This is a genomic window from Gallaecimonas mangrovi, assembly GCF_003367375.1.
GTDB lineage: Bacteria > Pseudomonadota > Gammaproteobacteria > Enterobacterales > Gallaecimonadaceae > Gallaecimonas > Gallaecimonas mangrovi.
Genome location: NZ_CP031416.1, coordinates 3,263,693 through 3,289,673 on the forward strand (window position 1 = coordinate 3,263,693; position 25,981 = coordinate 3,289,673).

Sequence of the window (25,981 nt, forward strand, 5' to 3'; positions counted from 1 at the left end):
AGCCGGGTTGACGCTTTTTACAGCAACAAGGTTAGATGGGCCTGCCCTCGTTTTTGCCCGGAGCCTTGCCGTGAAAGTGCTGTTACTGCCCGCGCTGCTGATGGCGGCGGTGTTGCCCGCCGCCGCTGCCAGCTTGTCTTTTGAAAAGCCGCTGACCCTTGCCTGTCAGGCTAGTGGTTGGCAGCTGGCCTTGGCCAAAGGCCCCAGTAAAGACGAGTTACTCACCGCCCGCGCCAAGGTTGGCTGGCAGGGCACCGGCGTGCTGCGCTACGAGCGCCTGGCAGATGCTAAAGCGCCCATGGCTTGCGCCCTGCCCTTTGCCGCGGCCCGCATCAAAAAAGGGGACGCGTTAAGCTTTGAACTTTACCCGGTAAGCGAAGCGGCTGAAGCGGTAGCCATCAACATTCACTTTACCGACGGCAGCACCCTTATTGGCCAAGGCGCGGTTGAGCAAAGGGACCTTAACTATTCGCCAGCCAGCAATTTAACCAACCGCAGCCTGTATCCTAAGCAGTGGAACCATATCAAGGTCGATTTAAGCCGCTTTGCCGGTAAAACCGTTAGCGCCCTGAGCCTGGTGGCTAAAGCGGGCAAAGCGCCCTTTCATGGCTATGTAGATGACGTCACCATTGCCAAAGCCGCCACAGCCAAGGCCTTAACACCGGCCGATTACGTAGACACCCGCCGCGGCAGCAACGCCAATTACAACTTTTCGCGCGGCAATACCTTCCCGGCGGTGGCGCTCCCCCACGGCTTTAACTTTTGGACCCCCACCACCCTTGCCAGCTCTAACTGGATTTACCAATACCAGCAAAGTAACGACGCCAATAATCAGCCGCGCCTGCAAGCCTTTGCCCTAAGCCACGAACCCAGCCCCTGGATGGGCGACCGGCAAACCCTGCAAATCATGCCGGCCATGGCTAGCAGTGCGCCGCCCCTTGCGCCAAGTGCCCGGGCGCTGGCCTTTAGCCACCACCACGAACTAGCCAAGCCCTATTTGTATCAGGTGCGTTTTAATAACGGCATTAGCGGCGCCATGACCGCCACCGACCACGCCGCCCTGCTGCGCTTTGCCTTTCCCGCCGGGCATGGGCAATTGCTGTTTGATAACAAAACCGATGAAGGCGGCCTTACCCTTGACCCCAAAACCGCCAGCATCAGCGGCTTTAGTGACGTAAAAAGTGGCCTTTCAACCGGTGCCACCCGGCTCTTTTTCTACGCCAGTTTTGACAAAACTGTTAGCAGCCATGGCCGCTACCCCCACAGCAAACACGCCAAGGTGGCGGGCTGGTTTGGCTTTAACAGCAGCGAAGTGACGATGCGCATAGCCACGTCGCTTATCAGCATTCAGCAGGCCAAGCACAACCTGGCCCTGGAAATTAGCCCCCACGACAGCTTTGCAAGCGTTAAAGCCCGGGCCAAGGCCGCCTGGAACAAACGGCTGGCCACGGTTAGCATTCCCGGTGCCAGCCACCGCGACCAAGCCACCTTGTATGGCAATCTCTACCGGGCTTTTCTCTACCCCAACCGCGCCTATGAAAACACCGGCAGCAACGCCAAGCCGACATACCGCTACGCCAGCCCCTTTTCAAAGCCGGCCGGGCCAGATACCCCTAGCCACACCGGCGCTAAGGTGCTGGCCGGTAAGCCTTATGTTAATAACGGCTTTTGGGACACCTACCGCACCGCCTGGCCCCTTTATGCGCTGCTTACCCCGCAAGAAGACGGCCAGATGATCGATGGTTTTGTGCAGCAATACCGCGACGGTGGCTGGATAGCCCGCTGGTCGTCCCCCGGCTACAGCGACTTGATGGTGGGCACCAGCGCCGATGTGGCCTTTAGTGACGCCTGGGCCAAGGGCGTACACAACTTTGATGTAAAAAGCTTCTACCAGGCGGCCCTAAAAGACGCCACCGTGGTAAGCCCCATTGCCGGGGCTGGCCGCAAAGAACTGAGCCGGTCGCTATTTCGCGGCTATACCTCTAGCGCCACCGACGAAGGGCTGTCGTGGTCACTGGCCGGTTATTTAAATGACTTTGCTATCAGTGAACTGGCCAAGGCGCTGGCAAAACACCCGCCAGCCAACGACAGCTACGCCCGCCATTACCAAGACGATGCGCGCTATTTTCAGCGCCGCGCCCTTGATTACGTCACCCTGTTTAACCCCAAGGTGCACTTTTTTATCGGCAAAAAACCCAACGGCCAATGGCGGGTGAACGCCGATAAATTTGACCCTTACGCCTGGGGCGGTGATTACACCGAAACCAATGCCTGGGGCATGTCGGTAGACGCGGTACAAGACGGCCAAGGCCTTGCCAACCTCTTTGGTGGCCGCCAGGGGCTGGCGGCACATTTAGATGCGCTTTTTAACGCCCCCACCACCTTTCACAGCGGCCATTACGGCGGCGTTATTCACGAGATGCTCGAAGCCCAGCAAGTGCGCATGGGCCAGTACCAGCACAGCAACCAACCGGCCCACCACATTATTTATATGTATGACATGGCCGGGCAGCCCTGGAAAACCCAAGACAAGGTGCGCGATGTGCTCAACCGCCTTTATAGCGGCAACCATAATGGCCAGGGCTACCCGGGGGATGAAGACAACGGCGAAATGTCAGCCTGGTACGTTTTTAGCGCCGCCGGCTTTTATCCGCTACGGGTTGGCACCAGCGAATACGCCATTGGTGCCCCCTATTTTGCCAAGATGCACATTGCCCTTGAGAACGGCCACAGCCTCGATATTGAGGCGCCCGGGGTCAGTAACCGTAACCGCTATATCCAAAGCCTGACCGTTAACGGCAAGCCCTATAATTCCCCCTGGATAAGCCACCAACTGCTGACCGAAGGCGCCAAACTGGTGTTCACCATGGGGCCAACGCCCAGCCACTGGGGCGCGAATGTTGAGCCGCCATCCATTACCCACGGCAATGCCAAGCCGGCGCCTTGGGTGGATTTAAGCGACGCCCCGGCCGCCAAGGTCAGCCTGAATCAGCAAAGCGCGGCTGCGCTTTCTGATAACAACTCGGCCACCGCCAGCGCCATTGCCCATGGCGCCGTTATTGCGGTGCAATTTAACAAGCCGCAAAGGGTGCAGATGTATACCCTGACCTCGGCCAGCAGTGGCGCAATGCTAAGCGACTGGCAATTACAGGCCAGCACCGACGGCAAGCACTGGCAAACCCTTGATAGCCGCCAGGGCCAGCACTTCCCCTGGCCCCAGCAAAGCCGCGCCTTTGGCATTAAAAGCCCGGCGGCCTTTAGCCAATACAGGCTACTAAATAAGGGTGCCAAGGCGACCCTGGCCGAAGTGCAGTGGCTGGGCCTTGCCCCATAAAAAAAGCCCCGCAATGCGGGGCTTTTTGTTAAGAAGCTTACAAGCTGGGGTAGTCGGTATAACCCTTTTCAGCGCCCCCAAACAAAGTGTTGGGGTCATGCTCGTTAAGGGCGGCGCCGGTTTTAAGGCGCGCGGGCAAGTCGGGGTTGGCAACAAAGGGGCGGCCAAAACCAATAAGGTCAGCCCAGCCTTCAGTGATGGCGGCGCGGGCACGCTCGGCGGTGTATTTACCGGCGTAAATCATCAGGCCACTAAAGGCCTCGCGCAGAGCTTTTTTAAAGGCCACCGGCATGTTGGGGGCATCTTCCCAGTCGGCTTCGGCAATATGGATGTAACCAATATTTAAGGCATTAAGCGCCTTAGCAGCGGCGGTGTAAGTGGTTTCTGGGTCGCTATCTACACAGCCGTTTAAGGTGGTCAGCGGCGCCAAGCGCACCCCAACCTTGGCCGCGTCGCCGGTGCCTTCAATCAGGGCCGCCGTCACTTCTTTTAAAAAGCGCAGCCGGTTTTCCAAAGTGCCGCCGTAGGCGTCGGTGCGGTTATTGGCTTCTGAGTCTAGGAACTGGTTAACCAGGTAACCATTGGCACCGTGCAGTTCGACGCCGTCAAAGCCAGCGGCCATGGCGTTTTTGGCCGCCTGGCGAAATTCCTCCACCACCGCCGGAATTTCTTCAATCCCCAAGGCGCGCGGCATCGCCGCCTGCACAAAACCGGGCTGGCTGTTGTCGTCGATAAATACCTTCACCCCTTCGGCCTGGATAGCCGACGACGACACCGGCGCTTTGCCACCGGTTAGCGCCGGGTGGCTGAGGCGCCCTACGTGCCAAAGCTGGGCAAAAATACGGCCACCGGCGGCGTGCACGGCGTCGGTAACCTTTTTCCAGCCTGCCAGTTGTTCGCGGGTATAAATGCCCGGCGTCCAAGCGTAGCCCTGGGCCAACGGGCCAATGTAGGTGCCTTCAGAAATCAACAGGCCGGCGCTGGCACGCTGGGCGTAATAGTGGGCCATCAGCGCGTTGGGCACATCACCCGGCTGGCTGGAGCGCGAGCGGGTCATGGGCGGCATCACAATACGGTTGGGCAGGGTCATGCCTGCCAACTCGATGGGAGAAAAGAGTGGATCGATTGCCATAAACGTCAGGCTCCTTTGCTGACAAATAACGAAATTAGTCCCACTCGGGGGCCAAACGCTCGGGGCTTACCAAGCGGTGGTTGCGCTCTAAGTCGGTAATTTGCGCCATTTCACTGTCGGTCAGCGTCAGCTGGGCCGCAGCTAGGTTGCTGGCCAAGTGCTGGCGCTTGGTGGACGACGGGATCACGCTGTACCCCTTTTGCATGGCCCAGGCCAGTGCCACTTGCGCGCTGTCGGTGTTGTGACCGCTGGCAATGGCATTCAGCACCGGGTCGGCCAACACGTCACCGTACGCCAAGGTCATGTAAGAGGTCACTTGAATGCCGTTATCGGTTAAAAAGCCCGCCAATTTGCGGTTTTGAAGATAGGGGCTCAGCTCAACTTGGTTAGTGGTAACTTCGCCTTTACCCCAGATATCCAGCGCCAACTGGGTTTGAGCAATGTTGAAGTTCGAGACGCCAATTTCGCCAGTTAAGCCCTTGGCTTTGGCATCGGCCAGCGCTTCGAGCGTTTCTTCCATCGGCACACCGTTATTGGGCGCCGGCCAATGTAGCAGTGTCAGGTCTACCTTGTCGGTGCGCAGCTTTTCCAGGCTTTGCTCCAGACTTGGCACAAGCTTGGCCTTACTGAAGTTTTCTACCCAAACCTTGGTGGTGAGGTAGAGGTTCTGGCGGGCAACGCCACTTTCGGCAATGGCTTTACCCACTTGTGCTTCGTTATCGTAAATCTGGGCGGTATCCACGGCGCGGTAACCCACCTCTAAGGCGGCAGAAACCGAATCAATCACCGTTTGGCCTTTTAAACGAAAAGTGCCTACGCCTATTGCAGGAACGGCCATAACGAACTCCTTGGGTAACGAGAAATGTTGGCGATTAGCCACTGACTTGACGTCATTGTGCCAAGACCATACTTTCTTAAAAAGCCACATTACTGGCAAAGATATTTGCCTTGAGATCAAAAATGAAAACCACCCTCGACGAAATGCACACCTTTATCGAAGTGGTTAACCAGGGCACCATTAGCGCCGCCGCCCATGCCTTGGGCCATACGGTGTCGGCCACCAGCCGCACCCTGGCCAGGCTTGAAAAAAAGTTGGGGGTAACCCTACTCAACCGCACCACCCGCCGCCTGCAATTAACCGAAGAAGGCCACACTTTTTTAGAAAGGGCCAGAGCCATTGTTACAGCAGTGGATGAAACCGAAGAGCTATTGATGCAAAGCCAGGCCTTACCGGCCGGTAAATTGCGGGTAGATGCCGCCAGCCCTTTTATTTTGCATGTCATAGCGCCGCTGGTAGCGGACTATCAGCAGCGTTACCCGCAGGTGGCGCTGGAACTTACCAGCCACGAGGGCATTATTGATTTGCTTGAGCGGCGCATTGACGTGGCCTTTCGTATTGGCCCGTTGAAAGACTCCAGTTTGCACGCAAGGCCCATTACCGACAGTGCCATTCGCATTCTGGCCAGCCCTCAATACCTGGCCAAGGCTGGCACCCCACAAAACGTTAAGGCGCTGCTTCGCCATAACCTGCTGGGCTTTACCGAGCCGGTTAGCCTAAATAGCTGGCCGGTGCTCGACGAGCATGGCCAGTTGCTGACCATTACCCCAAACATGGCTGCCGACAACGGCGAAACCCTGCGCCAACTGGCGCTGGAAGGGGTAGGCATTGTTTGCCTTTCTGATTTTATGACGCGCCTCGGCCGCCAACATGGCGACTTAGTGCCGCTGCTTGCCGAGCACACCCTGGATGTACGCCAACCCATTAACGCCGTTTATTACCGCAACACCGCCGTGTCGGCGCGGGTCAGCTCTTTTATTGATCACCTTAGTGAAACCCTGGCCAGTACCTCTTTTCGTTAAGTCTCAGAACGCCGCCAATGACCTGGCTCAAAGCTTTAGCCAAAGCCCCTTGATAAGCATTTTATTTACAATAAATTAACCAAAATGATTATTTTGGCCGAGAAACACCACCCGGCGCATTTTGGAGACACCATGAAAGCGATTACGGCAAGGAAGGTATACACCGTCATGGTTTTCGCGTTGCTGACCCTGATGCTCACAGGCTGCGCTGAGCGAAAGCAACGTGAATACTACGCCAGCTCTGAAACCTCCCGCTTAAGTAGGCAGTCCTTTAACGACACGGGCAATAGCGACGGCGTCGTCATGGTGGAAGACAGTCTCTGGCTCCTTCGCTACCCCGATTACCACCCCCGCCACGGCCAGGTTAACCATACTTTTGAGGACAAATTTTTGGGCTATGACGACGACATCGCCATTGGCGTAATGAAAATTAAGATAATTGGCCGTAATGCCAGCGCCAAGCCCATCCAAAACAACAAATACTGGGGCGTGCCCTACTACAAGGTGGCCATTCGCCCATTCAGTAAAGCGGTTTATCAAACCCTGCGTTCGCTGCCCGCTAACCGGTATTTAGAACTGAGCTTTATCCACAGTAATGAGTACCAACCTAGTCTACGTCTACCCTATGTACTGCCGGTAAACCGCAGCTTGAATAAAGACGGTTACCTGGAAACCGATTGGATTGCCTGCCCCCGCTGTTTTGGCATGACGCTACAAGGCCAGCAAAAAGATGACCCGGCAAGAAAAGCACAAGCCGCCAAGGTAGGGGTTTACCGTACCGGCGGCGAAATCGTGCGTTCCGGTAGTCTGGACGATGGCAGTAGCTTTATAAAACAGCGCGATTTTTTGGTAGGAGATGCCGCCCTTGCCTGGGCAAAAGCCACCGCCGACAAATTTGTGCAGCAAAGGCAGCAGCTGGGCTCAGCGCCAAAACAATATCAGGCACTAGTAAAACGCTATTTTAAAGGTGCCCCCAGCACAGCGCTAAAAAAGGCCTGCCCCAATCCGTTGGAATGGCGCCTAAGTAAATACAATCTGCCCCCCGTTAGCGCCATTGGCGCCGAAATCGGGGTAATGAATAGACGCACCGTCAGCTTTAACCACTGCGCAGAGGGCTTTTTTAAGCACTACAACCTTAAGCCCTGGCAGCAAAGCCTTAACGATTATCACCAGCAAGAAAAAAACCTTGCCAAAGCGGCCGCCATTAGCCCGAAGGCACGTAGCCCAATGACGGCCAAAGCCGAGCAAAAACGCCTGCAAAACTACGTGGCCGAGGTCAATGGCGAATTCAACGAGTTGGCCCAAACCTATCGCCACCTAGCCCAGCAAAAGCAGCAGCGTATCGAGGAAAGTGAACGGAAAGCACGCTTGCAGGCAGGCTACCAAGCCGCCACAGAGCGCGTGTTGCAGCGCTTTAATAATGACCGTGCCCGTATTGAGCGGCAGCAAGCGGCGCGCAGCCAGCAACTAAACGCCTTAACCCAAGCCAGTAAGGCCCCGGCCATTGTGCCAGTGCTCAGCGGCCCCGAAGCCGTTGCCGCCGGTTATGGCACTAATGCCGACGGTTCGGCCAAGGTCAACCAATACTCGGCCTTAGTGAATAAGCCCGCCAGCACTGGGGATAAAAAGAAACCCCATGCTGCCTACAGCACGACCTCCCCAAAAGGCCACAGCAAAAGCATGCACGCCGATACAGACTCAAGCCATAAAGACGCGAGCCGTGCCGATAGAAAGGCGCCGGTCAAAGCGCTGTTTCTCTATCACGCCATCACCGCTAAGGAAGAAATAGAAGACGTTGGTGATACCAAGCAAAACAGTATCTTTGATGTCAGCGGTAAGGTGGTGCGCACACAAAAGTTTTACCGCAATGTTGCCCACTGCATTATCAACCACGGCAAAGTGCTAGTGATCGCCTGGGACTTTGCCGGTAAAAAACAGCCTCCCAGCAAGCTCTATTTTGATAGCGCCGACAAAGCCCTGGCCAACTGGCAGAAAAAATACCATTACAATGAAAAAGAAGGCCAAATATCAGGTAGTTATCATCGGCTAGCGATGAAAGAGTTCAATGCCGACTGCCAAGGTATTAAAAGCCATTTCACCACCTTTTAGTGTTGCCCTTAGGCCGCTTTCACTTTGGCAAGATTGCGGTCGCTAGTGCCTAAGGCAGCATTTTTCACTGCCAGCAAAGACTGACCATAACCTTAGGGGCAAGCCCCAACCACAACCGGGAAAAAACATGATAAAAGCCCCTTGGCCACCACTGTTACTGACAATAGCGCTATTTAGCGCGCCATTATTGGCCGCCACTAACCCTTGGCTTAGCGCGTCGCTCTACGGCAGCGATAACCGTTATGCCGCTTTAAGAGGCGTAACCCTCAGCGGCGAGGCTGGCCATTATCAGGTGTTGGTGAAAAACCAGTTCGGCTTTCAATGTGAGCTGAGCTTTAACGCTGCCCAGCAGCCAAGCCAGTTAAGCCACTGCGACTCCCCGGAGCAGGGTGAGCAGTGGCGGGTAAAAGAGCCGCACATTAAGCTGCGCTGCACCACCAGAACGACAGAGGTGGTATGCCGCGGCAGCTATACCTTGCAGGCATGGGACCCTTCCCAAAAAGGCTTTAGCACCCTCGACCCAAGGGAAAAGGACTATTTCACTATCGCCCGCAAGCGCTAACAGCAAGCAAAAGGCAACGCCGCCTGTTAGCGGATATCGGCCCGCTGTTGGCCAACAAAAAGCCCCGCATTGCGGGGCTTTTTTTAACTGGCGGCTTGGGCCTTTTGGCTGATGTCTTCAGCAAAGTGGCAGGCCACCTGACTGCCGTTTACATCGCGCAGCGCTGGCCGCTCGCTGCTACAGCGCTCGGTGGCGTGGGGGCAGCGGGTGCGAAAGGCGCAGCCCGACGGCGGGTCCAGCGGCGACGGCAATTCGCCGCGCATCACCGTCATTTTGCGTGCCCGCGCCAGGGTTGGGTCTGGTATTGGTACCGCTGAGAGCAGCATCTGCGTATAGGGGTGCAACGGCTTTTCATACAAGGCGTCGCGGTCAGCAATTTCCATGACCCGGCCCAAATACAAAACCACTACCCGATCGGCAATGTGGCGCACGCTGGCCAGGTCATGGGCGATAAAGACGTAGGTCAGGCCCTTTTCGTCGCGAAGGTCCATCAGCAGGTTAATCACCTGCGACTTAATAGACACATCCAGAGCCGATACCGGCTCGTCGCACACCAGCAGTGCCGGGTTCACCACCAAGGAGCGGGCAATGCCAATGCGCTGGGCCTGGCCGCCAGAAAACTCATGGGCGTAGCGGTTAATTTGCTCGGGGATCAGGCCGACCTTTTCCATTACCGCCAGCACCCGTTCGCGGCGCTGTTTGGCGTTAAGGCTGGGTTCTAAGGCTTGTAGCGGTTCGGCGATGATTTGCCCCACCGTCATCCGCGGATCCAAGGACGCCAAAGGGTCTTGGAAAATCATTTGCAGATCGCGGCGTAGCGGCCGCATAGCTTTGGCATCGAGCTTTTCGATGTGCTGGTTTTTAAAGGTCAGCACGCCATCTGTTACCGGCCCCAAGCGCATCAGGGCACGCAGCAGCGTTGACTTGCCACAGCCCGATTCGCCCACTACCCCCAAGGTTTCGCCTTGGCGCACTTCAAAGCTCACATCATCAATGGCTTTTAAGGTGCGAATGCGGCCCCAAAGGCCTTTGTCGCGCACCGGAAAATGCACGTTCAGGTTTTCAACTTTATACAGCACCTTGCTCATTGAGTGGCCTCCAACTGCAGCGGGCCCTGGTGATAACAGGCAAAGAGGTGGCCATTGGCCGCTTCTTCCAAGGCCGGCATTGACTGGCGGCATTGCTCGGTGGCGTAACGGCAACGGGGCGCAAAGGGGCAACCGGCCGGCAAGGTTGCCAGGTTTGGCGGCAAGCCCGGAATGGTGGGCAAGCGCTCGGTGCGCGGCGCGTCCAGCCTTGGCACCGAGGCCAGCAGGCCTTCGGTATAAGGGTGGCGATAATCGGCAAACAGCTGGTGCACTTCGGCGTGCTCAACCTGGCGGCCGCCGTACATCACGCTAACGCGGTCAGCAATTTGCGCCACTACCCCTAAGTCGTGGGTAATAAAGACAATGGCGGTGCCAAAGCGGATACGCAGCTCATCGAGCAGCGCCAGAATTTGCATTTGCACCGTCACATCAAGGGCGGTGGTAGGCTCGTCGCAAATCAGCAGCTCTGGGTCGGTTAGCAGTGCCATGGCAATCATCACCCGCTGGCGCATACCGCCAGAAAATTCATGGGGATACATGCTAAGGCGGCGCTCGGCGCTGGTAATGTGCACCGCTTCTAGCGAGGCAATGGCCTTTTTGGCGGCGGCCTTTTTCGACATGCCGCGGTGCACTTGCAGCACCTCAATCATTTGTTGGCCAACGCTCAAAAACGGATTAAGGGCGGTCATCGGATCTTGGAAGATCATGCCGATGCGGGCACCACGCAGCTTGGTAAGCGCCTTGGTGGGCAGGTTAAGAATTTCCTCGCCGCCCAGTTTAACGCTGCCACTGGCTTTGCCGTTACGGGCCAAAAGCCCCATTACCGCCAGCCAGCTTTGGCTTTTACCCGAGCCGGACTCACCAACAATACCCAGCACCTCACCCTTTTCGACGGTGAGGTTTAGGTTGTTTACCGCGCACACTTCACCGTCGTCGGTGCTAAAGCGTACGTCTAAATTACGAATATCCAGTACAGCCATATCAGCGATCCTTGGGGTCGAGCGCGTCGCGCAACCCGTCTCCAATGAAGTTGAAGCAGTACACGATCACCGCCAGGAACACGGCGGGGATCACCAACAAATAGGGGTGTGACTGCAGCACAGCGGCGCCATTATTAACCAGGCCGCCAAGGGAGGTGAGCGGGGCTTTTACCCCCAGGCCCAAGAAGCTAAGGAAGGCTTCAAACAAAATGACCGATGGAATAGTGAGGGTAACGTACACCACCACAATGCCAATGAGGTTGGGCACGATATGGCGGCGAATAATGGCCCCCTGGCGCACACCACTGGCGTGGGCCGCTTCCACAAATTCCTTGCTGCGAAGGCTTAAGGTTTGGCCCCGTACAATACGGGCGATATCCAGCCAAGACACAGCGCCAATGGCAGCGAACACCAAGAACAGGTCGCGGCCAAACAACACCATCAAAATGATGACAAAGGGAATAAAGGGAATGGAATAGAGGATGTCGACAAAGCGCATCATCAGTGAATCCACCCAGCCGCCAACAAAACCGGCGGTGGCGCCCCAGGCAACCCCAATCACCAAGGTGACGAAGGTGGCAATGAGCCCCACCATCAAGGAAATGCGGCAGCCCCACATAATGCGCACGAACAGGTCACGGCCCAGGGCGTCGGTGCCAAAGATATGGCCACCGGTGAGGGTGGGGCCGCTATAGAGCATGTCCCAGTCCGGCTCGGCGTAGTCGTATGGCCACACCCAGGGCAGTACCACGGCCGCAACGGCAATGATGCCCAGCAGCCAAATACTGAAAATAGCGGCTTTATTGCGGCGAAGGCGCAGCCAAGCGTTTTGCCACAAAGAGCGGCCAGCGGCGGCATTGGCCAGGTTTTCTGCCTTGGCGGCAGCGCCGCGGCCCGGCATCCAGCTAAGTAGGCGGCGGGCGGTATTGGTTTGGCTCATGACAGGCGCACCCTTGGGTCAAGCAGGCCGTACAACACGTCGGCGAGCAGGTTAAACAGAACGATGAGCATGCCGTAGAGGATGGTCACCCCCATCACTAGGGTGTAATCCCGGTTCATGGCGCCGTTAACAAAGAAGCGGCCAATGCCGGGCAGGCCAAAGATTTGTTCAACCACAATGGAGCCGGTGAGCGTGGCAACGGTGGCCGGGCCAAGGAAGGAAATAAGCGGCATCATCGCGGGCTTTAAGGCATGGCGATAAATCACGATGCGCTCTGGCATCCCTTTGGCACGGGCGGTGCGAATAAAGGGGCTGTTAAGCACCTCCACCATAGAGCCGCGCATCAGCCGCGCCATGTACGCCACCATCGGTAGTGCCAAAGACACCACCGGTAAAACAAGGTACAGCGGGTGGCCACCGCTCCAGCCACCGGCGGGCAGCCACTTGGCCTTTACCGCCAGCACTAACACCAGCAAGGGCGCCACCACAAAGGCAGGAATGGAAATACCGGCCATGGCCACGCCCATGGGCACGTAGTCCCAGGCGGTGTTTTGCTTAAGGGCCGCTTTAATTCCTAACGGAATACCGATCAGCATTGCCAGCAATAACGCCAGGCCGCCGACGATGATATCGACCGGAAAGCCTTGGGCAATCAGGTCATTAACGCTGGTGCCGCGGTACACAAACGAAGGCCCAAAGTTACCGTGCAGGATATTGCCCAAGTAGCGCAGGTACTGCTCCCACAGGGGTTCGTCCAGGTGGTACATGTGCTTGAGGTTAGCCATTACCTGCGGCGGCAAGGCCCGCTGCGTGGTAAAGGGGCCGCCGGGGGCGGCGCGCAGCATAAAGAAGCTTAAGGTGATAATGACCCAAAGCGTGGGAATAGCGCCAAGCACGCGGCGCAGGATAAAACGCATCATTGGCCTTTCTCCGAGTGCTGGCGAATATAGATGTAACGGGCCAGGTGCAGGGCCACCACGTTATTTTCAACCCCGGCTACATAAGGCTTAACCAGCTCGGGGGCCTTGTAGAAATAGAGCGGGATCATCGGCACATCTTTATTCAAAATACGCTCGGCAGCTTCGTAGCTGGCATAACGCTGTTGGGTGTCCAACTCACCGGCCGCCGCTTTTACCGCCTTTTGATAGGCCGGATTGTTATAGCTGCCGTAGTTCATGGCAAAGCTGGCCAAAAACTGCTGGGCGAAGGTGTAAGGCTCTGGGTAATCCCCTACCCAGGCACTCCAGAACAGCTTGGCGTTTTTATACTGCAGGTCTTGCAGCATGACCTTCCACTCTTCGTTGCGCAGGGTAATTTGGCTGCCAAGAGCCCGGTTCCACATGGTGGAAACCGCTTCCATGTAGTTTTGGGTGGACACCCCTTCGGTCATATATAAAAGCTCCACCTTCAGCGGGTGGTCTTTGGAATAACCGGCCTTTTTATAAAGGCGGCGCGCTTCGGCAATGCGTTTGTCCATGGGCCAGCTGGCCCAGTCCGGCACCTGCTGCTGGTAACCCGGCAGCGGCGGAAACAGGGAATAGGCCGGAATTTGCATACCGCCGCTTAATTTGTTGGACAGCACCTTGCGGTTTAGCACCAGGTTCAGCGCCAGGCGCAGGTCGCGGTTATTAAAGGGCGGCTTGTGCACCATCATGCCCAGGTAGGCGCAGGCGTAATAAGGCGACACCCGAATTTGGTCACCTACAGACTGTTTTAACCAGTCGTAGTCACTGGCCGGAAAAGCGGGGTTATTGACGAAATCCAGGTCGCCCGCCAAATAGCGCGACAATGCCGAGTCGGCTTCGCTAATGGGGTACTCGATTTCTTTTTGCAGTAATACCTTGTCGGCACCGTAGTAGTAGGGGTTTTTCTCAAGGGTCAAATGACCGTTGATAACCCATTCGGTGAGCTTAAAGGGACCGTCGCTGACCATGTGTTCGGGCCGGGTCCAGGCGTCACCCCACTTTTCGATGGCGGGCTTGTACAGCGGGAACAGGTATTGGTTGTAGAGCATGGTTAAGAAATACGGGGTGGGTTTAACCAGTTGCACCTTAAAGGTGTGGGCATCCACCGCTTCAACACCGAGGGTGTCGGGCTTTTTCTTACCATCAATAATGGCGCTGGCATTAACAACCGGGCTTAACGAATCGGCGTATTGGGCGCCGGTTGCCGGGTCAACCACTCGCCGCCAGGCATAAACAAAGTCGCCAGCGGTTAACGGCTTGCCGTTGGACCACTTGGCATTGGGCCGCAAATGAAAAACATAGGTTTTGCCATCGGGGCTAACGTCCCAAGAAGTGGCCAAGCCTGGCACCAATTTGCCGTCGGCACTTAACGTCAGCAGGCCTTCAAATAAGTCCTGGATAACGTTAAAGGCGGGAATGCCGGTGGCAAGGGAAGGGTCTAGGGTGCGTGGCGACATGGCGATGCGCCGATTAAGAATTTGCTGGGCTGGCAGGGCTGGCTTATCAGACACCTGATAATGGCTGACACTGGCGTGCGGTTTCTGGCCGCCGTCACCGCAGCCGCCAAGCAGCGCGACCAGCGGCATCAGCAATGAAACATGTCGGATAGTTTGGCGCATTTTCATAGGCAACTACCCTGCTTGATGATGTGCTCTGGCATTGAAATCAAAAGGCCGACTTCAGCAACCTTCTCCGTAAATAGATGACCTAACGCTTGTTAACAGGGCTCGGACCTGAAGCAAAGACCAAAGTTCGGGGAAACTTAACCGAATCATCGTTATTTGCTTAACTATGTGACCGACTACCCAAAAGCATCAATGAGCACTTGCAGTGCTGACAAACACAAAAAAGGCGCCGAAGCGCCTTTTGTTTTTAGCCGAACTTAGAATGCGTAACGGGCATTAATGCTCAGGCTACGCCCTTCGCCTTTAAGCTGCTCGAAGCCTTGGCTGTCGTCCTTATCGTACTGGGCAATACTCACGCCGCCGAGCGGCAGGTCGTAGTTACGGTCCAACAGGTTATCAACGGCAAAGGTTAAGGTAACGGGTTTTAGATCCCACTCAGAGCGCAGGTTCAACAGGCCATAACCGGCGGTTTGGTTTTCCAGGCGGTTAGGGTCTACCCGGTCTTTTTTATCGGACCACTGCCATTGAATACTGTTTTTTGCCGCGCCCCACTGCTGGCTAAGGGCCAGGGTGCCACTGAGCGGCATAATTTGATAAAGCGGGGTGTTGGAATCATCGCGCTCACCGTGGGTGTAGCTCACCTTGCCCGCCAACTGCCACTGGCCAAAGCCATTGCTGTCAGCCAGCACTACCGCGGCTTTAGCGTCAGCACCGTAGAGTGTGGCATCAACGTTGGCAAATTGCAGGATGTTGCGGGTATCACTGTCGTAATCGCCACTATTGAAGGTGCCAATGACATTGGCATCGATAAAGTCATGCACCTTGGTGTAGAAAGGGCTAATGCTGGCCTGCCAGCTGCCATCACTCGCTTGATACTGGTATTTAGCGCTGGCGGTATAAGCGGTTTCTGGTTTTAAGTTAATGTCGCCAACATAACCGTTGCCGTCGCCGTTCCAGCCAATCATGGTGGTGGCCATGGTGGTTTGGCCCCAGGAATAACGCTCGTAAAGATTGGGGGCGCGGTTTTTACGGGCCAGGCCAAATTGCAGCTGCTGCTGGGCGTCAATTTGATAGCTGGCCAGCACGGTAACATCAACAAGGTTGTCGGTTTTGCTGCGGTCGCTGGCATTAAATTCGGCAGCGGCAGTGGTGTCGGCCGCCATCATCATCGAGCCGTAGCCTTGCACTTCGCCGGCGTCGGTGTGAACGTTTTCAAAGCGCAGGCCGTAGTTAAGGTTCCAGGCCTCAGACAATTGCTGATTTAGCTCGGCAAAGGCGGCGATACGCTGGCGCTTACCGTTATTAATGTTGATGTAGTCATCGGGGCCCATCATCATCGAGCCACTGATGGCAGGCCAGGTATCGTCAAGACGGAACAGGTAATATTCCTGGCCCAGTTTTAAAGTGGTGGTTTTACTCAAAGGCTGAGTCCAGTGCAGCTGATAGCTGTAGTCGTTGCCTTTGGTGTTCATCGGCATGGCGCCGGACTTTTCATCAGTGAAAAAGCCCATTTTGTGGTGCACACCATGCCAGGTAACCCGCGCCTCTAAATCGCCGCTGGCAAAGTGGCGCAGGTATTGGGTGTTCACCCCATAACTGCTGTTGTCAGTCATGTCCATGTACTGGTTGGGAAAACCCTGGAACGGAATATATTGGCGCGTCAGTTTAATGGCGAACTGCTGTTTGTCGTCTTTATAGGCCGCCGTTAAGGCATGATTTTGGGCACGATAAAGGGTATCGAGCACCTTGTTGCCATCACCATCGTCATAGCTGTTGGCATCTTCATAGGCCCCGTCATATTTCAGGCTAAAGTGCTTGCTGGAAAGCTCAGCACCAGCGGCCACGGTTTTGGTATCGCTACCAGTTTTAAAGCCCGCCGACAGGTAACCTTGTTGCCAACTTAAGCCATTGCTGCTTGAAAACTGCGGGTTAATGGTGTCAACACTAATCACCCCAGCGATGTTGTCACCGCCCATGCTGACCGGCGAAATACCCGCCACCACATTTACCGCATGAATTTGGCTACCGGAAACATAGGAAAGCGGTGGGTTCATTTCATTGGCGCAGGCGCTGGAAATATCGGCGCCATCGACCAGCACCTTGACCCTGTCGCTCATCATGCCATTGAGTATTGGCAACGCTGACACGCCGCCGGCAGCGGAAAAGTCCACGCCTTGGTCGCTAAGTTGCTTGTCGGTTGACAAGTCGGTGTGCTGATTGATTTTCTGGCCTTGCACTTCGATGACCTCGGTTTGGTCATCGGCATAAACCACATTGGAAAGGCAGCTGGCAACGAGCACAGCCAAGGGGGACAGGGTTGCGATACGACTCACGACATTCTCTCGGTAAGAAAATTAGCGCCGTGAGTATATAAAGCAGCGGTAAACGAGAGAACGCGACAAATTGTCGCACCCTAAGGGCCGCCCATAAAAAAGGCGAGCAGGCGCTAGCGCCAGGCTCGCCTTTACATCAGTCACCTTTATACAGCGGCGACCAGTGGGCCAGACGGACCTTCAATCTGTTGCGGTGCAAAGCTGCCTTGTTTGAGCAGCAGCTCTTTATTGAACTGGTCGGCAATGCGCTCGGCAGCTGCTTCTAAATCATCCGCTTGCAGATCCAGGCAGCTTGGCCCCATGCAACCAAACACCGTGGGGTCAGTTTGGTTAAAGAGCCCAAAACAGCGGGCGCCGGCCGCATCGGCCAGATGCAACGGCCCGGTATCACCGCAAATAAAGCCGTCTAAGCTGGCAAGGGTAGCGGCCAAATGCCGAAAATTGGCGCTAGAGAAGGTCGGGCCCTGTGCCAACAACGGCGCACTAATATCGGGGCTTAACACTTCTACCCAGGTTACCGGCACCGGCAATTGCCGCTCGATACTGGCAAAAAGCAGCTGCCAGTAGTTATCACTCAGGGCTTTGCCGCCCCTGGCGCCACGGAAGAACGACAACGTAATACCTTGCTGGCCACGGAGTGCTTCAGCAGCTTGCCAGCCGGCTTTGCGTTCGTCACTGCTCAGCGCCATGGCATGGGATGCCCAGCTGTTACCTTCTTGCAGCAACGGCAAAGCAGCTAAAGCGGCATGAACCCGCTGCTTCGGTACCTCAACAGAGTGGCGAAAAATTAAATCGCGGTTACCAAAATGGCGGGCAATTTTATTACAACCATGAATAAAGGCCCCCAACCAGGTATCGGTGGTAGAGCTATAGGGCATAAAAATAAGGTCGTAATGTTGCCGGCGCAAAGTGCTAACTAACTTAATGGTCTTAGGCACATTTTTAAATGACAACTGGGTCGTAAAAACATGATTAATACCCAGGCCTTCAAAAATGCAACGCTGGGAAGGAGAATGAATCAAAATATCCAATTTGGCATGGGGATACTTTGCTTTTAGTTGCCGCAAAAACGGGATCAAAAACAGCATATTGCCAATGCGCTTATTACTACGCATCACCAAAATCTTTTTAACTTGCTGCGCCGGAACGGCCTCGACCTTTGTACGAGAACAACGGCTTAACAGTTTAAAAAGCAGGGTTTCCAGCCAACGGCTGTTACGACGCCTTGCCTTATCAAAATTGCGAAAATGGTCCCGTAATGTCGTCATATTTTGCAGCTCGCTTTATTGGTTTTACAGCCTCTTTTTTCGCGTCCTGCGACAAACTCCGTGCTCCCCTCGCAAGGTATTTAGCGTCACCGGTTGTTAATGTCTTGAGCACTGAACATGTACTTTTCATTAAATCTGTGACGCAAGTAGCCCGATCCCACCTCAGGCTAGGAAACAGTGATAAAGCAAATTCCTTAGGATTTACTTAAGGGGCTGTTTTGGAGTGCAGGTTTTCTGCGCCAGATCTCAAAAAGTGGCCAGCCCCGCTCAAAAAACAGCCAAAAAAGCTCGCATGGCAAAAATATCAGCCGTCAGAAAGGCAATATAAACTATTAAAAATCAATAGCTTAAATGGAAAGGTAAGCAGAAGGTATCTCTTGCGTTCTCTTCGTAAAGTGAGTGACATCAAAAACGGCTTTGGAAGAGCCCAGCGGAGATAACAAGATGACACAGTCACCTAAACCCCCGGCACAACAAGAGTCACAAAGTGGATTTCACTTGTTGTCAGCAGCCAACGAAGAAGATCTACTACGCATGGTTGTGCGACAAATGCAGGACCCAATGTTACAACTCACCACCGACGGCACCGTCATTTATGTGAACAGCGCCGCCGAGACGTTACTGGGTAAACCTGCCGCTCACTTTATTGGCCAGAAATGGCAGCACTGGGTTAGCGCTCCGTGGCAAGAGCGGTTCAACGATATCTTTTTAAAGAAAAATAATAAGCTGGAACACCAGATTATTCCCACTACCGAAATGACCATTAAATTTAACGACCGCGACATTCTTCCAGCCAATGTGTCCATGTCGTTTATTCCGTCGAAAAATGCCTGCTTTTTAATAACCCTGCAAGATTTAAGTAGCCACAAAAATGAGGTGCAAAAGCTTTTCCAACTGGCATCAACCGACAGCCTGACCAGCCTGGCCAATCGCCGTACCTTTTTGGATGTACTAGAAACGCAGTGGCAGAAATACAGACAGCAACGCCGGCCAATAAGCGCCATTATGATTGATGTCGATTTCTTTAAAATATTCAACGACCAATATGGCCATATTCATGGCGATAAATGCCTGCAACGGATTGCAAAAGAATTAACAGCGATATTGCCTGACAAAGAATGTTTGGCAGCTCGCTACGGGGGAGAAGAATTCACCATACTGCTGCCAGGGCATACCAGTGCGCAGGCGCAAAAGGTGGCGCAAGACTTACGGGATAAAATAAACCATTTAGATTTTTGTAAGGCAGGTCTTGGCAGTGATGTCTGCATTACCGTCAGCCAGGGCATTGCCACCGAAACCAACGGCCAGTACCGCACCGCCGAGGCGCTGCTGTTTGCCGCCGACACCGCGCTGTACCGGGCCAAAGCCGATGGCCGCGACCGGGTTAATATCTCGATGTAACCCGTCGGCGTTACATCGAGATAAGGGCAAGGGACGCCCGTTTTACGCTTTTACCGACATCAGTATCGACAATGCCTCAATGCGTTTTTGTTCGTCATAAACGTCATTGGTAAACATCAGCTCATCTACCTCAAGCTCTTGGACGATGCTTTCCAGCCTTTCTTTAATACTCTCTGGCCCACCTTGTACCGACAGCCCCAAAAACGCATTCACTGACGCCTTTTCACCTTCGCTCCAAAGCGGCTCCATGTTATCAACCGGCGGTTTAAGCCACAGTGGCTGACCACGCATCAATGCCAATATGCGTTGCAGTGAACTGGTGCCAATGTAGGCAGCTTCGTCGTCGGTTTCAGCAGCAACCAGCGGTAGCCCTAACATCACATAAGGCTTATCCAGCACCTTGGAGGGTTGGAACTGGCTGCGATAAAGCCGAATAGCGTCATACACAAAGCGCGGTGCAAAGTGACCGGCAAAGGCATAAGGCAGGCCGCGCTGCGCGGCCAGTTGCGCACTAAACAGGCTGGAACCTAACAGCCAGATGGGCACTTCGGTGCCCTCCCCCGGTACCGCTTTGACTCTTTTATTAGGGTCGGCCGGGCCCAACAGCTTTTGCAGCTCGGCCACTTCTTCCGGGAAATGCTCGGCCCGCATCGGGTCGCGATTTAAGGCCCTGCTGGTAATGGGGTCTGACCCCGGCGCCCGGCCAAGGCCTAAATCAATACGGCCAGGATAGAGGCTTTCCAGGGTGCCAAACTGCTCTGCCACCACCAGCGGCGGGTGGTTAGGCAGCATAATGCCACCAGAGCCGACACGAATTTTCTGGGTATTACCAGCGATATAACCAATCAGCACCGCCGTTGCCGAACTGGCAATGCCTTCCATGTTGTGGTGCTCGGCTAGCCAGAAGCGGTTATAACCCAGGCGCTCTGCCGCTTGCGCGTACGCCAGGCTATGGCGAAGGGTGTCACCGGCACTTTGCCCTTGGCGTATCGGTGCCAGTTCCAATAAGGAAAAAGGAATAGTAGAAAGCAAAGACATAGGGCCTCCTGTTATTTGCCCCAAGTCTATGCTCATGGGTTCACAGATAACAGTAGGCACCCTTTTGGGAAAAGGTAACCAACCGGTTACCGTCAATAAAAAAGCCGCCTGTAGGCGACTTTTTTAATATTCAGCGCTATTAGCCGGGCATACCTAAGAAGTTAGGCAGCCACAACGATACGGCCGGAATGTAGGTCACAATCATCAGGAAGCCCAGCAGCAGCAACAGCCACGGCAGCGCCGCCCTGATGGTTTGCCCAAGGGGCATGCCGGTTACCGCCGATGTCACAAAGAGGTTGAGCCCCACCGGTGGCGTTATCATGCCAATTTCCATGTTCACCACCATCACTACCCCCAGGTGAATGGGGTCAATGCCCAGCTTGATGGCGATGGGGAACAGAATGGGCGCCAAAATCAGAATAATGGCTGACGGCTCCATAAAGTTACCGGCGATCAACAACACGATGTTGACGATCAGAAGGAACATCCAGGGCGATAAGCCCAAACCGGTTACCCAAGCCGCAATGGACTGCGGAATTTGCTCGGTGGTCAGCACAAAGGCAAACACCATGGCATTGGCGATGATAAACATCAGCATGATGGTCATCTTGCCAGCGTCCAGCAGTACCTTGGGGCACTCTTTTATCTTCAAGTCTTTGTAGACAAAAATGGCCACAAAGCCGGCGTAAACGGCAGCCACAGCCGCGGCTTCAGTGGGGGTAAACATCCCGGAATAAATACCGCCGAGGATGATAACCATCAGCAGCAAACCCCAGATAGACTTACGCCCTACCCGCAGCCATTCCTTAAAGCTAACCCTTGGCATGGCTGGCAGGTTTTTCTTACGGGCGACAATGTATATGGCCACCATCAAACCAATACCCAGCAGTGCCCCTGGCACAACCCCAGCCATAAACAGCTTGCCCACCGAGCTTTCGGTGGCAGCGGCATAAACCACCATCACGATAGAAGGCGGGATCAGAATGCCCAAGGTACCGGCGTTACAAACGATACCGGCGCCAAATTCTTTGGGGTAACCGGAACGCACCATGCCAGCAATGGCGATAGAACCTACCGCCGCCACCGTTGCCGGCGACGAGCCAGACAAGGCGGCAAACAGCATACAAGCCAGCACCGCCGCAATGGCCAGGCCACCTCGAATATGGCCAACCGAGGCGTTAGCAAAGTCGATAAGACGACGCGCTACACCGCCGCTGGTCATAAAGGCGCCAGAGAGCAGGAAGAACGGAATGGCCAGCAAGGTGTAATGCTCTGAGGTTTCAAAGAGCTTTATCACCAGTGACCGCACCGAGTCTTGGCTGAAAAAGAAGATGGTTAAAGCACCCGATAGCCCGAGGGAGATAGCAATGGGCACGCCGATAAGCATCAGCAAAAACAATACGAAGAACAGGAAAAGAATGGTCATTTGGACTGTTCCTCATCAACAACGTGTTTCATGGCATCACCGGCTTCATCAGCCAGCCCCAGGCCGTCTTGCAGGCCACGGATGATGCGAATCAAAATCTCGACAAAGCGCAGCCATACCAGCACAAAGCCCACCGGCACCACGGCACCGATGTACCAGAGCTTGATATGGATTTTTTCCAGATCTTCGGCGTAGAGATTGGCGTCAAACAGCGTTTTTACCCAGTCGTAGCTGGCCACGCACATCATGGTGGCATAGAGCAAACAGGCCAGGCAGCCAACAATCGCCAGGAATTTTTGCACCGGCTTTTTGAAGATTTTTACCACCGCATCCACACCAATGTGGCCAGCGGTACGCACGCCATAGGCCATCCCCAAGAACAACAGCCAGGCAAACAACGCTTTAGTGAGAGCGGTGGACCAGGTCATTTCTTGGGCTAAGCCGATAAAGAAGTCGCCAACAGACAGGAAAAAGTCGCTGGAGGCGGTCCAGTTCTTGTCGGCTAACCAATCGGATAAATCGTAGAAGGGGGTGTAGAGGTTATTGAGTACCACATAGACAAATGTCACCAGGGTCATCAATGCCAAAAGGAAGGCGATAACGCCTTCCTCCAATTTGGACCAGAATCGATATACTACTGCAGCCATCGAGTACCCTTATTTTTCGTCGTTGGCAGCCTGCGCAGCTTCGATAACGTTGCTACCAATTTCACCTTCGAACTGCTTCCACACCGGCTTCATGGCTTTTACCCACTGAGCGCGTTCTTCGGGAGTGAGATCAATCACTTGCGAGGTACCGGAATCGATAACCGCTTTTTTCGCTTTTTGGTTCAGTGCCCAAGCTTCAGCGTTCACCTTATCGGTGACTTCTTCCAGAATTTCGCTCAGCTGGCTACGAATATCAGCCGGCAAGCCATTCCAGAATTTGGTGTTGGTGATCACCATGTAATCAAGAACGCCGTGGTTAGATTCAGTGATGTACTTTTGTACTTCGTTAAATTTCTGGGAGTAAATATTAGACCATGGGTTTTCCGCGCCATTAACAACGCCGGTTTGCAGGCCTTGGTACACTTCCGAGAATGCCATTTTACGTGGGTTAGCACGCACCGCTTTGAACTGGGCGTCCAGTACGTCGGAAGATTGCACCCGGAATTTCAGGCCGCGGGCGTCGCGTGGTACGCGCAGCGGCTTGTTAGCAGACAGCTGCTTCATACCGTTGTGCCAGTAAGCCAGGCCTGTAATGTTGTTGTTTTCCATGGATTTCAGCAGCTCTTTACCGGTAGGGCTGTGCTGAAAACGGTCAACGGCGTGGATGTCTTTAAACAGGAATGGCAGGTCAAACACTTGCAGTTTTTTAGTGTATTGGCCGAATTTCGCCAAAGAAGGGGCGATCATTTGCACATCACCCAGCAACAGCGCTTCCATTTCCTTGCCGTCGCCATACAGGGAGGAGTTAGGGTAAACCTGAACTTCTACCTTGCCTTTAAGCCGTTCTTCCACCAATTTTTTAAACAATAAGGCGCCTTGGCCTTTAGGCGTGCTGTCTGCTACGACGTGGGAAAATTTAATCACAATGGGTTCAGCTGCCTGTGCAAGACCCCCAAAGCCGATAGCAACAGCACAAAGCAGTGCTTTCGCAGTGAACTTTATCATGCGTAGTCCTCTCATCATTGTTAGACCTTAGGTCTATTTTCTTATCTGCAGGGCAACCCACAAGTTACGTGGTTAACAATATGCTAGCAGCAGAAACATAGCCCGGATATTCGACCTTTGGTTAGCGTATTTGCCTTGGCAGGCGAATAACGGTTCAATAACCCAAAGTCAGCCCGGACCCGGTTCATGCCTCAAGAACAACCTTTTGTTTTCAATGAAACCTGTACCCCAAGAAGGGTGTTGGAACTCTTTAGCACCAAATGGACATCCATGGTGCTGTACGCCCTTAAATGCGGCCGTTTACGCACCGGCCAATTGCAGCGCTGCCTGCCGGGTATTAGCAAAAAAATGCTCACCCAAACCCTGCGTGAGCTGGAGGCCGACGGCCTGATAGAGCGCACCGTTTACCCGGAAGTGCCGCCGCGGGTGGAATACAACCTCACCGACACCGGCGCACTTTTTATTGAGCCTATTGAAATGCTCTACGACTGGGGCCGGCGGCACGAAAGTCTGCTGGGCAGCTTGAAACTCAGAAGGGGCAAAAGCTGATGTGGCAGCAAAAAAGCCTGAACCTAAAGCCCCGCAGCCGCGGTTTTCATTTAGTTACCGACGAGGTGCTGGCGGCACTGCCAGAGCTGAGCGGCATCAAGGTGGGGCTTTTGCATGTGTTCATTCAGCACACCTCCGCCAGCCTGACTCTCAACGAAAACGCGGATCCGACGGTGCGCGGCGACATGGAGCGCCACGTGAACGTGTTAGCCCCCGAGCGGGCACCCTATTACCAGCATGACTACGAAGGCGACGACGATATGCCGGCCCACATTAAAAGCTCGCTGATGGGGGCAAGCGTTAGCATTCCCATTAGCAATGGCCGCTTGGCATTAGGCACCTGGCAAGGTATTTGGCTGGGCGAGCATCGCGACCACGGCGGTAGCCGCCGCTTGCTGCTAACAATGCAGGGGGAATGATGGATTTTTCCGGCTTAAATAAGAAAACAGCCAAGTCTTTTAACGACCAAAAGGCGCTAATAAAAAAGGTGATGGCCGGGCGCAGCGTGCCCTGCCCGGTATGTAAAGGGCCACTGACCTTGCACCCGCCCGGTAGCAGCAAACCCGGCATTCGCTGCGCCAAAGGCTGCACCGATATTGGCCTTGAATTTGAATAAAAAAGCCCGCTGTCGCGGGCTTTTTTATTAGGTAAATTCGTAGCGCACCCGTTGGGCGATATTACAAAGTAGCTCGTAGGCAATGGTGCTGGCGCACTCAGCCACTTCTTCAACCGCCACATTGGGGCCCCAAAGTTCGACCGCATCGCCAATTGCGTCTGTGGCATCGGGGCCCAAATCAACGGTGACCATATCCATTGATACCCGGCCCACCAAAGGTACCCGGCGGCCCCCCACAAAAAGCGGCGTGCCGGGGCGCGCATGGCGCGGGTAACCGTCGCCGTAGCCAATGGCAACCACCCCAATCAAGGTATCCTGCTCGGCGCGCCAAGTGGCGCCGTAACCTACGGGTTCACCGGTCTTTTGGCGTTTAATGGCAATCAGGCTTGAGACCAACCGCATTACCGGTTTTAGGTCGTAGTCGCTGGCCTTAGCGCCGGCCATGGGGCAACCGCCATAGAGCATTAGCCCTGGGCGCACCCAGTCAAAATGCGCCTCAGGCAAACTTAAAATGGCGGCAGAGGCAGCCATGGATACCGGCCCTTGCCAGTGGCTGGCAAGGGGCAGGAACTGGTCGATTTGCTGCTGGTTTAATGGATGGCCTTTTTCGTCGGCACAGGCAAAGTGACTGACCAGCCCGACCTTGTCCGCCACTTTGCCGGTGGCAATCAAGGCGGCGTGGTAGTCAGCCACTTCGGCCGGTAATAGCCCCAGCCGGTGCATGCCGCTATCAACCTTAATCCAGGCGGTAATAGGCTTTGGCATCAACACCGACTGCAGCATCTGTAACTGCGCTGGCGAATGAAAAACCGCCTGCACTCCTTGCGCGGCCATTACCGGGAGGTCGTCGGCGTTAAAGCAGCCTTCAAGCATCACTATCGGTTGGGTAATACCGGCGCTTCTTAAGGCCAGGGCCTCATTTAACCGCGCTACGGCAAAGGCATCGGCCTGGCTCAGCGCCTTGGCTATTTCCACCTGGTTGTGGCCATAACCATTGGCCTTTAATACCGCCAACACCTGCGCCTTGGGGGCGAAGCGTTTAACCACGGCAAAGTTGTGAGCCAGCGCCTGGGTATCAATAACAGCTGTAGCGACTTTCATGG

General features: G+C 54.7%; 22 protein-coding genes. 8 read left to right on the forward strand and 14 right to left on the reverse strand.

From position 1 onward, the window contains the following. Positions 1-70 precede the first annotated feature (70 nt). Positions 71-3,334, forward strand: coding sequence for a GH92 family glycosyl hydrolase (locus DW350_RS15550; RefSeq protein WP_226911334.1), 3,264 nt, complete (start codon positions 71-73; stop codon positions 3,332-3,334). A 37-nt stretch (positions 3,335-3,371) separates the two neighbouring features. On the opposite strand, the gene DW350_RS15555 is transcribed toward DW350_RS15550, so the two are convergent. Together DW350_RS15555 and dkgB are read right to left on the reverse strand one after the other, a co-directional pair. Then, positions 3,372-4,466: an alkene reductase gene (locus DW350_RS15555; protein WP_115719814.1), complete on the reverse strand. Its 1,095-nt coding sequence runs from the start codon at positions 4,464-4,466 to the stop codon at positions 3,372-3,374. A 34-nt stretch (positions 4,467-4,500) separates the two neighbouring features. After that, positions 4,501-5,304, reverse strand: a complete 804-nt coding sequence (dkgB, locus tag DW350_RS15560; RefSeq protein ID WP_115719815.1) for a 2,5-didehydrogluconate reductase DkgB — start codon at positions 5,302-5,304, stop codon at positions 4,501-4,503. 122 nt (positions 5,305-5,426) lie between these two features. Between dkgB and DW350_RS15565 the strand changes: the two genes are divergently transcribed. From DW350_RS15565 to DW350_RS15575, 3 genes are all read left to right on the forward strand, one after another. After that, complete coding sequence (locus DW350_RS15565) at positions 5,427-6,326, forward strand: LysR family transcriptional regulator (protein WP_115719816.1); 900 nt, start codon at positions 5,427-5,429, stop codon at positions 6,324-6,326. 132 nt (positions 6,327-6,458) lie between these two features. Further along, complete coding sequence (locus DW350_RS15570) at positions 6,459-8,435, forward strand: hypothetical protein (protein WP_152032996.1); 1,977 nt, start codon at positions 6,459-6,461, stop codon at positions 8,433-8,435. A 127-nt stretch (positions 8,436-8,562) separates the two neighbouring features. After that, positions 8,563-8,997 (forward strand): hypothetical protein, encoded by a 435-nt coding sequence (locus DW350_RS15575; RefSeq protein WP_115719818.1) that lies wholly within the window; start codon positions 8,563-8,565, stop codon positions 8,995-8,997. Positions 8,998-9,080: 83 nt separating this feature from the next. On the opposite strand, the gene DW350_RS15580 is transcribed toward DW350_RS15575, so the two are convergent. From DW350_RS15580 to DW350_RS15610, 7 genes are all read right to left on the reverse strand, one after another. Next, positions 9,081-10,085 (reverse strand): ABC transporter ATP-binding protein, encoded by a 1,005-nt coding sequence (locus DW350_RS15580; RefSeq protein ID WP_115719819.1) that lies wholly within the window; start codon positions 10,083-10,085, stop codon positions 9,081-9,083. Then, positions 10,082-11,065, reverse strand: coding sequence for an ABC transporter ATP-binding protein (locus DW350_RS15585; RefSeq protein WP_115719820.1), 984 nt, complete (start codon positions 11,063-11,065; stop codon positions 10,082-10,084). Before DW350_RS15585 ends, DW350_RS15580 begins: the two co-directional genes overlap by 4 nt. Before the next feature lies 1 nt (position 11,066). Continuing rightward, the gene (locus DW350_RS15590) at positions 11,067-12,005 is read right to left on the reverse strand and encodes an ABC transporter permease subunit (RefSeq protein WP_115719821.1); all 939 of its coding nucleotides are present in this window, start codon (positions 12,003-12,005) and stop codon (positions 11,067-11,069) included. Then, complete coding sequence (gene oppB / locus DW350_RS15595) at positions 12,002-12,925, reverse strand: oligopeptide ABC transporter permease OppB (RefSeq protein WP_115719822.1); 924 nt, start codon at positions 12,923-12,925, stop codon at positions 12,002-12,004. Before oppB ends, DW350_RS15590 begins: the two co-directional genes overlap by 4 nt. Beyond that, the gene (locus tag DW350_RS15600) at positions 12,922-14,595 is read right to left on the reverse strand and encodes a peptide ABC transporter substrate-binding protein (protein ID WP_115719823.1); all 1,674 of its coding nucleotides are present in this window, start codon (positions 14,593-14,595) and stop codon (positions 12,922-12,924) included. Before DW350_RS15600 ends, oppB begins: the two co-directional genes overlap by 4 nt. Before the next feature lie 257 nt (positions 14,596-14,852). Continuing rightward, positions 14,853-16,928: a TonB-dependent receptor plug domain-containing protein gene (locus DW350_RS15605; protein ID WP_115719824.1), complete on the reverse strand. Its 2,076-nt coding sequence runs from the start codon at positions 16,926-16,928 to the stop codon at positions 14,853-14,855. A gap of 146 nt (positions 16,929-17,074) precedes the next feature. Further along, positions 17,075-18,196, reverse strand: a complete 1,122-nt coding sequence (locus DW350_RS15610; RefSeq protein ID WP_115719825.1) for a glycosyltransferase family 9 protein — start codon at positions 18,194-18,196, stop codon at positions 17,075-17,077. A gap of 444 nt (positions 18,197-18,640) precedes the next feature. Between DW350_RS15610 and DW350_RS15615 the strand changes: the two genes are divergently transcribed. After that, positions 18,641-19,597 (forward strand): sensor domain-containing diguanylate cyclase, encoded by a 957-nt coding sequence (locus tag DW350_RS15615; protein ID WP_115719826.1) that lies wholly within the window; start codon positions 18,641-18,643, stop codon positions 19,595-19,597. A 42-nt stretch (positions 19,598-19,639) separates the two neighbouring features. Here the strand turns inward: DW350_RS15615 and DW350_RS15620 are convergent, their stop codons facing one another. The 4 genes from DW350_RS15620 to DW350_RS15635 all read right to left on the reverse strand — a co-directional run bounded on the left by DW350_RS15620 (position 19,640) and on the right by DW350_RS15635 (position 23,713). After that, complete coding sequence (locus DW350_RS15620) at positions 19,640-20,635, reverse strand: LLM class flavin-dependent oxidoreductase (protein ID WP_115719827.1); 996 nt, start codon at positions 20,633-20,635, stop codon at positions 19,640-19,642. Between the two features lie 139 nt (positions 20,636-20,774). Then, entirely contained in the window at positions 20,775-22,061 is a 1,287-nt protein-coding gene (dctM, locus tag DW350_RS15625) for a C4-dicarboxylate TRAP transporter large permease protein DctM (protein ID WP_115719828.1), read from the reverse strand. After that, positions 22,058-22,708, reverse strand: a complete 651-nt coding sequence (locus DW350_RS15630) for a TRAP transporter small permease (RefSeq protein WP_115719829.1) — start codon at positions 22,706-22,708, stop codon at positions 22,058-22,060. The genes dctM and DW350_RS15630 overlap by 4 nt, the downstream gene beginning before the upstream one ends. Positions 22,709-22,717: 9 nt before the next feature. Further along, the gene (locus tag DW350_RS15635) at positions 22,718-23,713 is read right to left on the reverse strand and encodes a TRAP transporter substrate-binding protein (protein WP_115719830.1); all 996 of its coding nucleotides are present in this window, start codon (positions 23,711-23,713) and stop codon (positions 22,718-22,720) included. Positions 23,714-23,899: 186 nt separating this feature from the next. On the opposite strand from DW350_RS15635, the gene DW350_RS15640 reads away from it, so the two are divergent. The 3 genes from DW350_RS15640 to DW350_RS15650 are packed head-to-tail and all read left to right on the forward strand — an operon-like array spanning position 23,900 to position 24,878. Then, a complete protein-coding gene (locus tag DW350_RS15640; RefSeq protein ID WP_115719831.1) occupies positions 23,900-24,262 on the forward strand; it encodes a winged helix-turn-helix transcriptional regulator in 363 nt (120 codons plus the stop codon). Further along, the gene (locus DW350_RS15645) at positions 24,262-24,681 is read left to right on the forward strand and encodes a secondary thiamine-phosphate synthase enzyme YjbQ (RefSeq protein ID WP_115719832.1); all 420 of its coding nucleotides are present in this window, start codon (positions 24,262-24,264) and stop codon (positions 24,679-24,681) included. The genes DW350_RS15640 and DW350_RS15645 overlap by 1 nt, the downstream gene beginning before the upstream one ends. Further along, positions 24,678-24,878 (forward strand): hypothetical protein, encoded by a 201-nt coding sequence (locus DW350_RS15650; RefSeq protein ID WP_336406950.1) that lies wholly within the window; start codon positions 24,678-24,680, stop codon positions 24,876-24,878. The genes DW350_RS15645 and DW350_RS15650 overlap by 4 nt, the downstream gene beginning before the upstream one ends. A 27-nt stretch (positions 24,879-24,905) precedes the next feature. Here DW350_RS15650 and alr read toward each other — a convergent pair whose 3' ends face one another. Continuing rightward, positions 24,906-25,979, reverse strand: coding sequence for an alanine racemase (gene alr, locus DW350_RS15655; RefSeq protein ID WP_115719834.1), 1,074 nt, complete (start codon positions 25,977-25,979; stop codon positions 24,906-24,908). Positions 25,980-25,981: the final 2 nt, after the last annotated feature.

Bases quoted from the DNA above. Each gene is read 5' to 3' on its own strand.
- DW350_RS15645 (WP_115719832.1), top strand. From the start codon at position 24,262: ATGTGGCAGCAAAAAAGCCTGAACCTAAAGCCCCGCAGCCGCGGTTTT.
- dkgB (WP_115719815.1), bottom strand. From the start codon at position 5,304: ATGGCCGTTCCTGCAATAGGCGTAGGCACTTTTCGTTTAAAAGGCCAA.
- DW350_RS15610 (WP_115719825.1), bottom strand. From the start codon at position 18,196: ATGACGACATTACGGGACCATTTTCGCAATTTTGATAAGGCAAGGCGT.
- DW350_RS15630 (WP_115719829.1), bottom strand. From the start codon at position 22,708: ATGGCTGCAGTAGTATATCGATTCTGGTCCAAATTGGAGGAAGGCGTT.
- DW350_RS15585 (WP_115719820.1), bottom strand. From the start codon at position 11,065: ATGGCTGTACTGGATATTCGTAATTTAGACGTACGCTTTAGCACCGAC.
- DW350_RS15620 (WP_115719827.1), bottom strand. From the start codon at position 20,635: ATGTCTTTGCTTTCTACTATTCCTTTTTCCTTATTGGAACTGGCACCG.
- DW350_RS15615 (WP_115719826.1), top strand. From the start codon at position 18,641: ATGACACAGTCACCTAAACCCCCGGCACAACAAGAGTCACAAAGTGGA.
- DW350_RS15635 (WP_115719830.1), bottom strand. From the start codon at position 23,713: ATGATAAAGTTCACTGCGAAAGCACTGCTTTGTGCTGTTGCTATCGGC.
- DW350_RS15650 (WP_336406950.1), top strand. From the start codon at position 24,678: ATGATGGATTTTTCCGGCTTAAATAAGAAAACAGCCAAGTCTTTTAAC.
- dctM (WP_115719828.1), bottom strand. From the start codon at position 22,061: ATGACCATTCTTTTCCTGTTCTTCGTATTGTTTTTGCTGATGCTTATC.
- DW350_RS15580 (WP_115719819.1), bottom strand. From the start codon at position 10,085: ATGAGCAAGGTGCTGTATAAAGTTGAAAACCTGAACGTGCATTTTCCG.
- DW350_RS15570 (WP_152032996.1), top strand. From the start codon at position 6,459: ATGAAAGCGATTACGGCAAGGAAGGTATACACCGTCATGGTTTTCGCG.
- DW350_RS15565 (WP_115719816.1), top strand. From the start codon at position 5,427: ATGAAAACCACCCTCGACGAAATGCACACCTTTATCGAAGTGGTTAAC.
- alr (WP_115719834.1), bottom strand. From the start codon at position 25,979: ATGAAAGTCGCTACAGCTGTTATTGATACCCAGGCGCTGGCTCACAAC.
- DW350_RS15575 (WP_115719818.1), top strand. From the start codon at position 8,563: ATGATAAAAGCCCCTTGGCCACCACTGTTACTGACAATAGCGCTATTT.
- DW350_RS15555 (WP_115719814.1), bottom strand. From the start codon at position 4,466: ATGGCAATCGATCCACTCTTTTCTCCCATCGAGTTGGCAGGCATGACC.
- oppB (WP_115719822.1), bottom strand. From the start codon at position 12,925: ATGATGCGTTTTATCCTGCGCCGCGTGCTTGGCGCTATTCCCACGCTT.
- DW350_RS15590 (WP_115719821.1), bottom strand. From the start codon at position 12,005: ATGAGCCAAACCAATACCGCCCGCCGCCTACTTAGCTGGATGCCGGGC.
- DW350_RS15640 (WP_115719831.1), top strand. From the start codon at position 23,900: ATGCCTCAAGAACAACCTTTTGTTTTCAATGAAACCTGTACCCCAAGA.
- DW350_RS15600 (WP_115719823.1), bottom strand. From the start codon at position 14,595: ATGAAAATGCGCCAAACTATCCGACATGTTTCATTGCTGATGCCGCTG.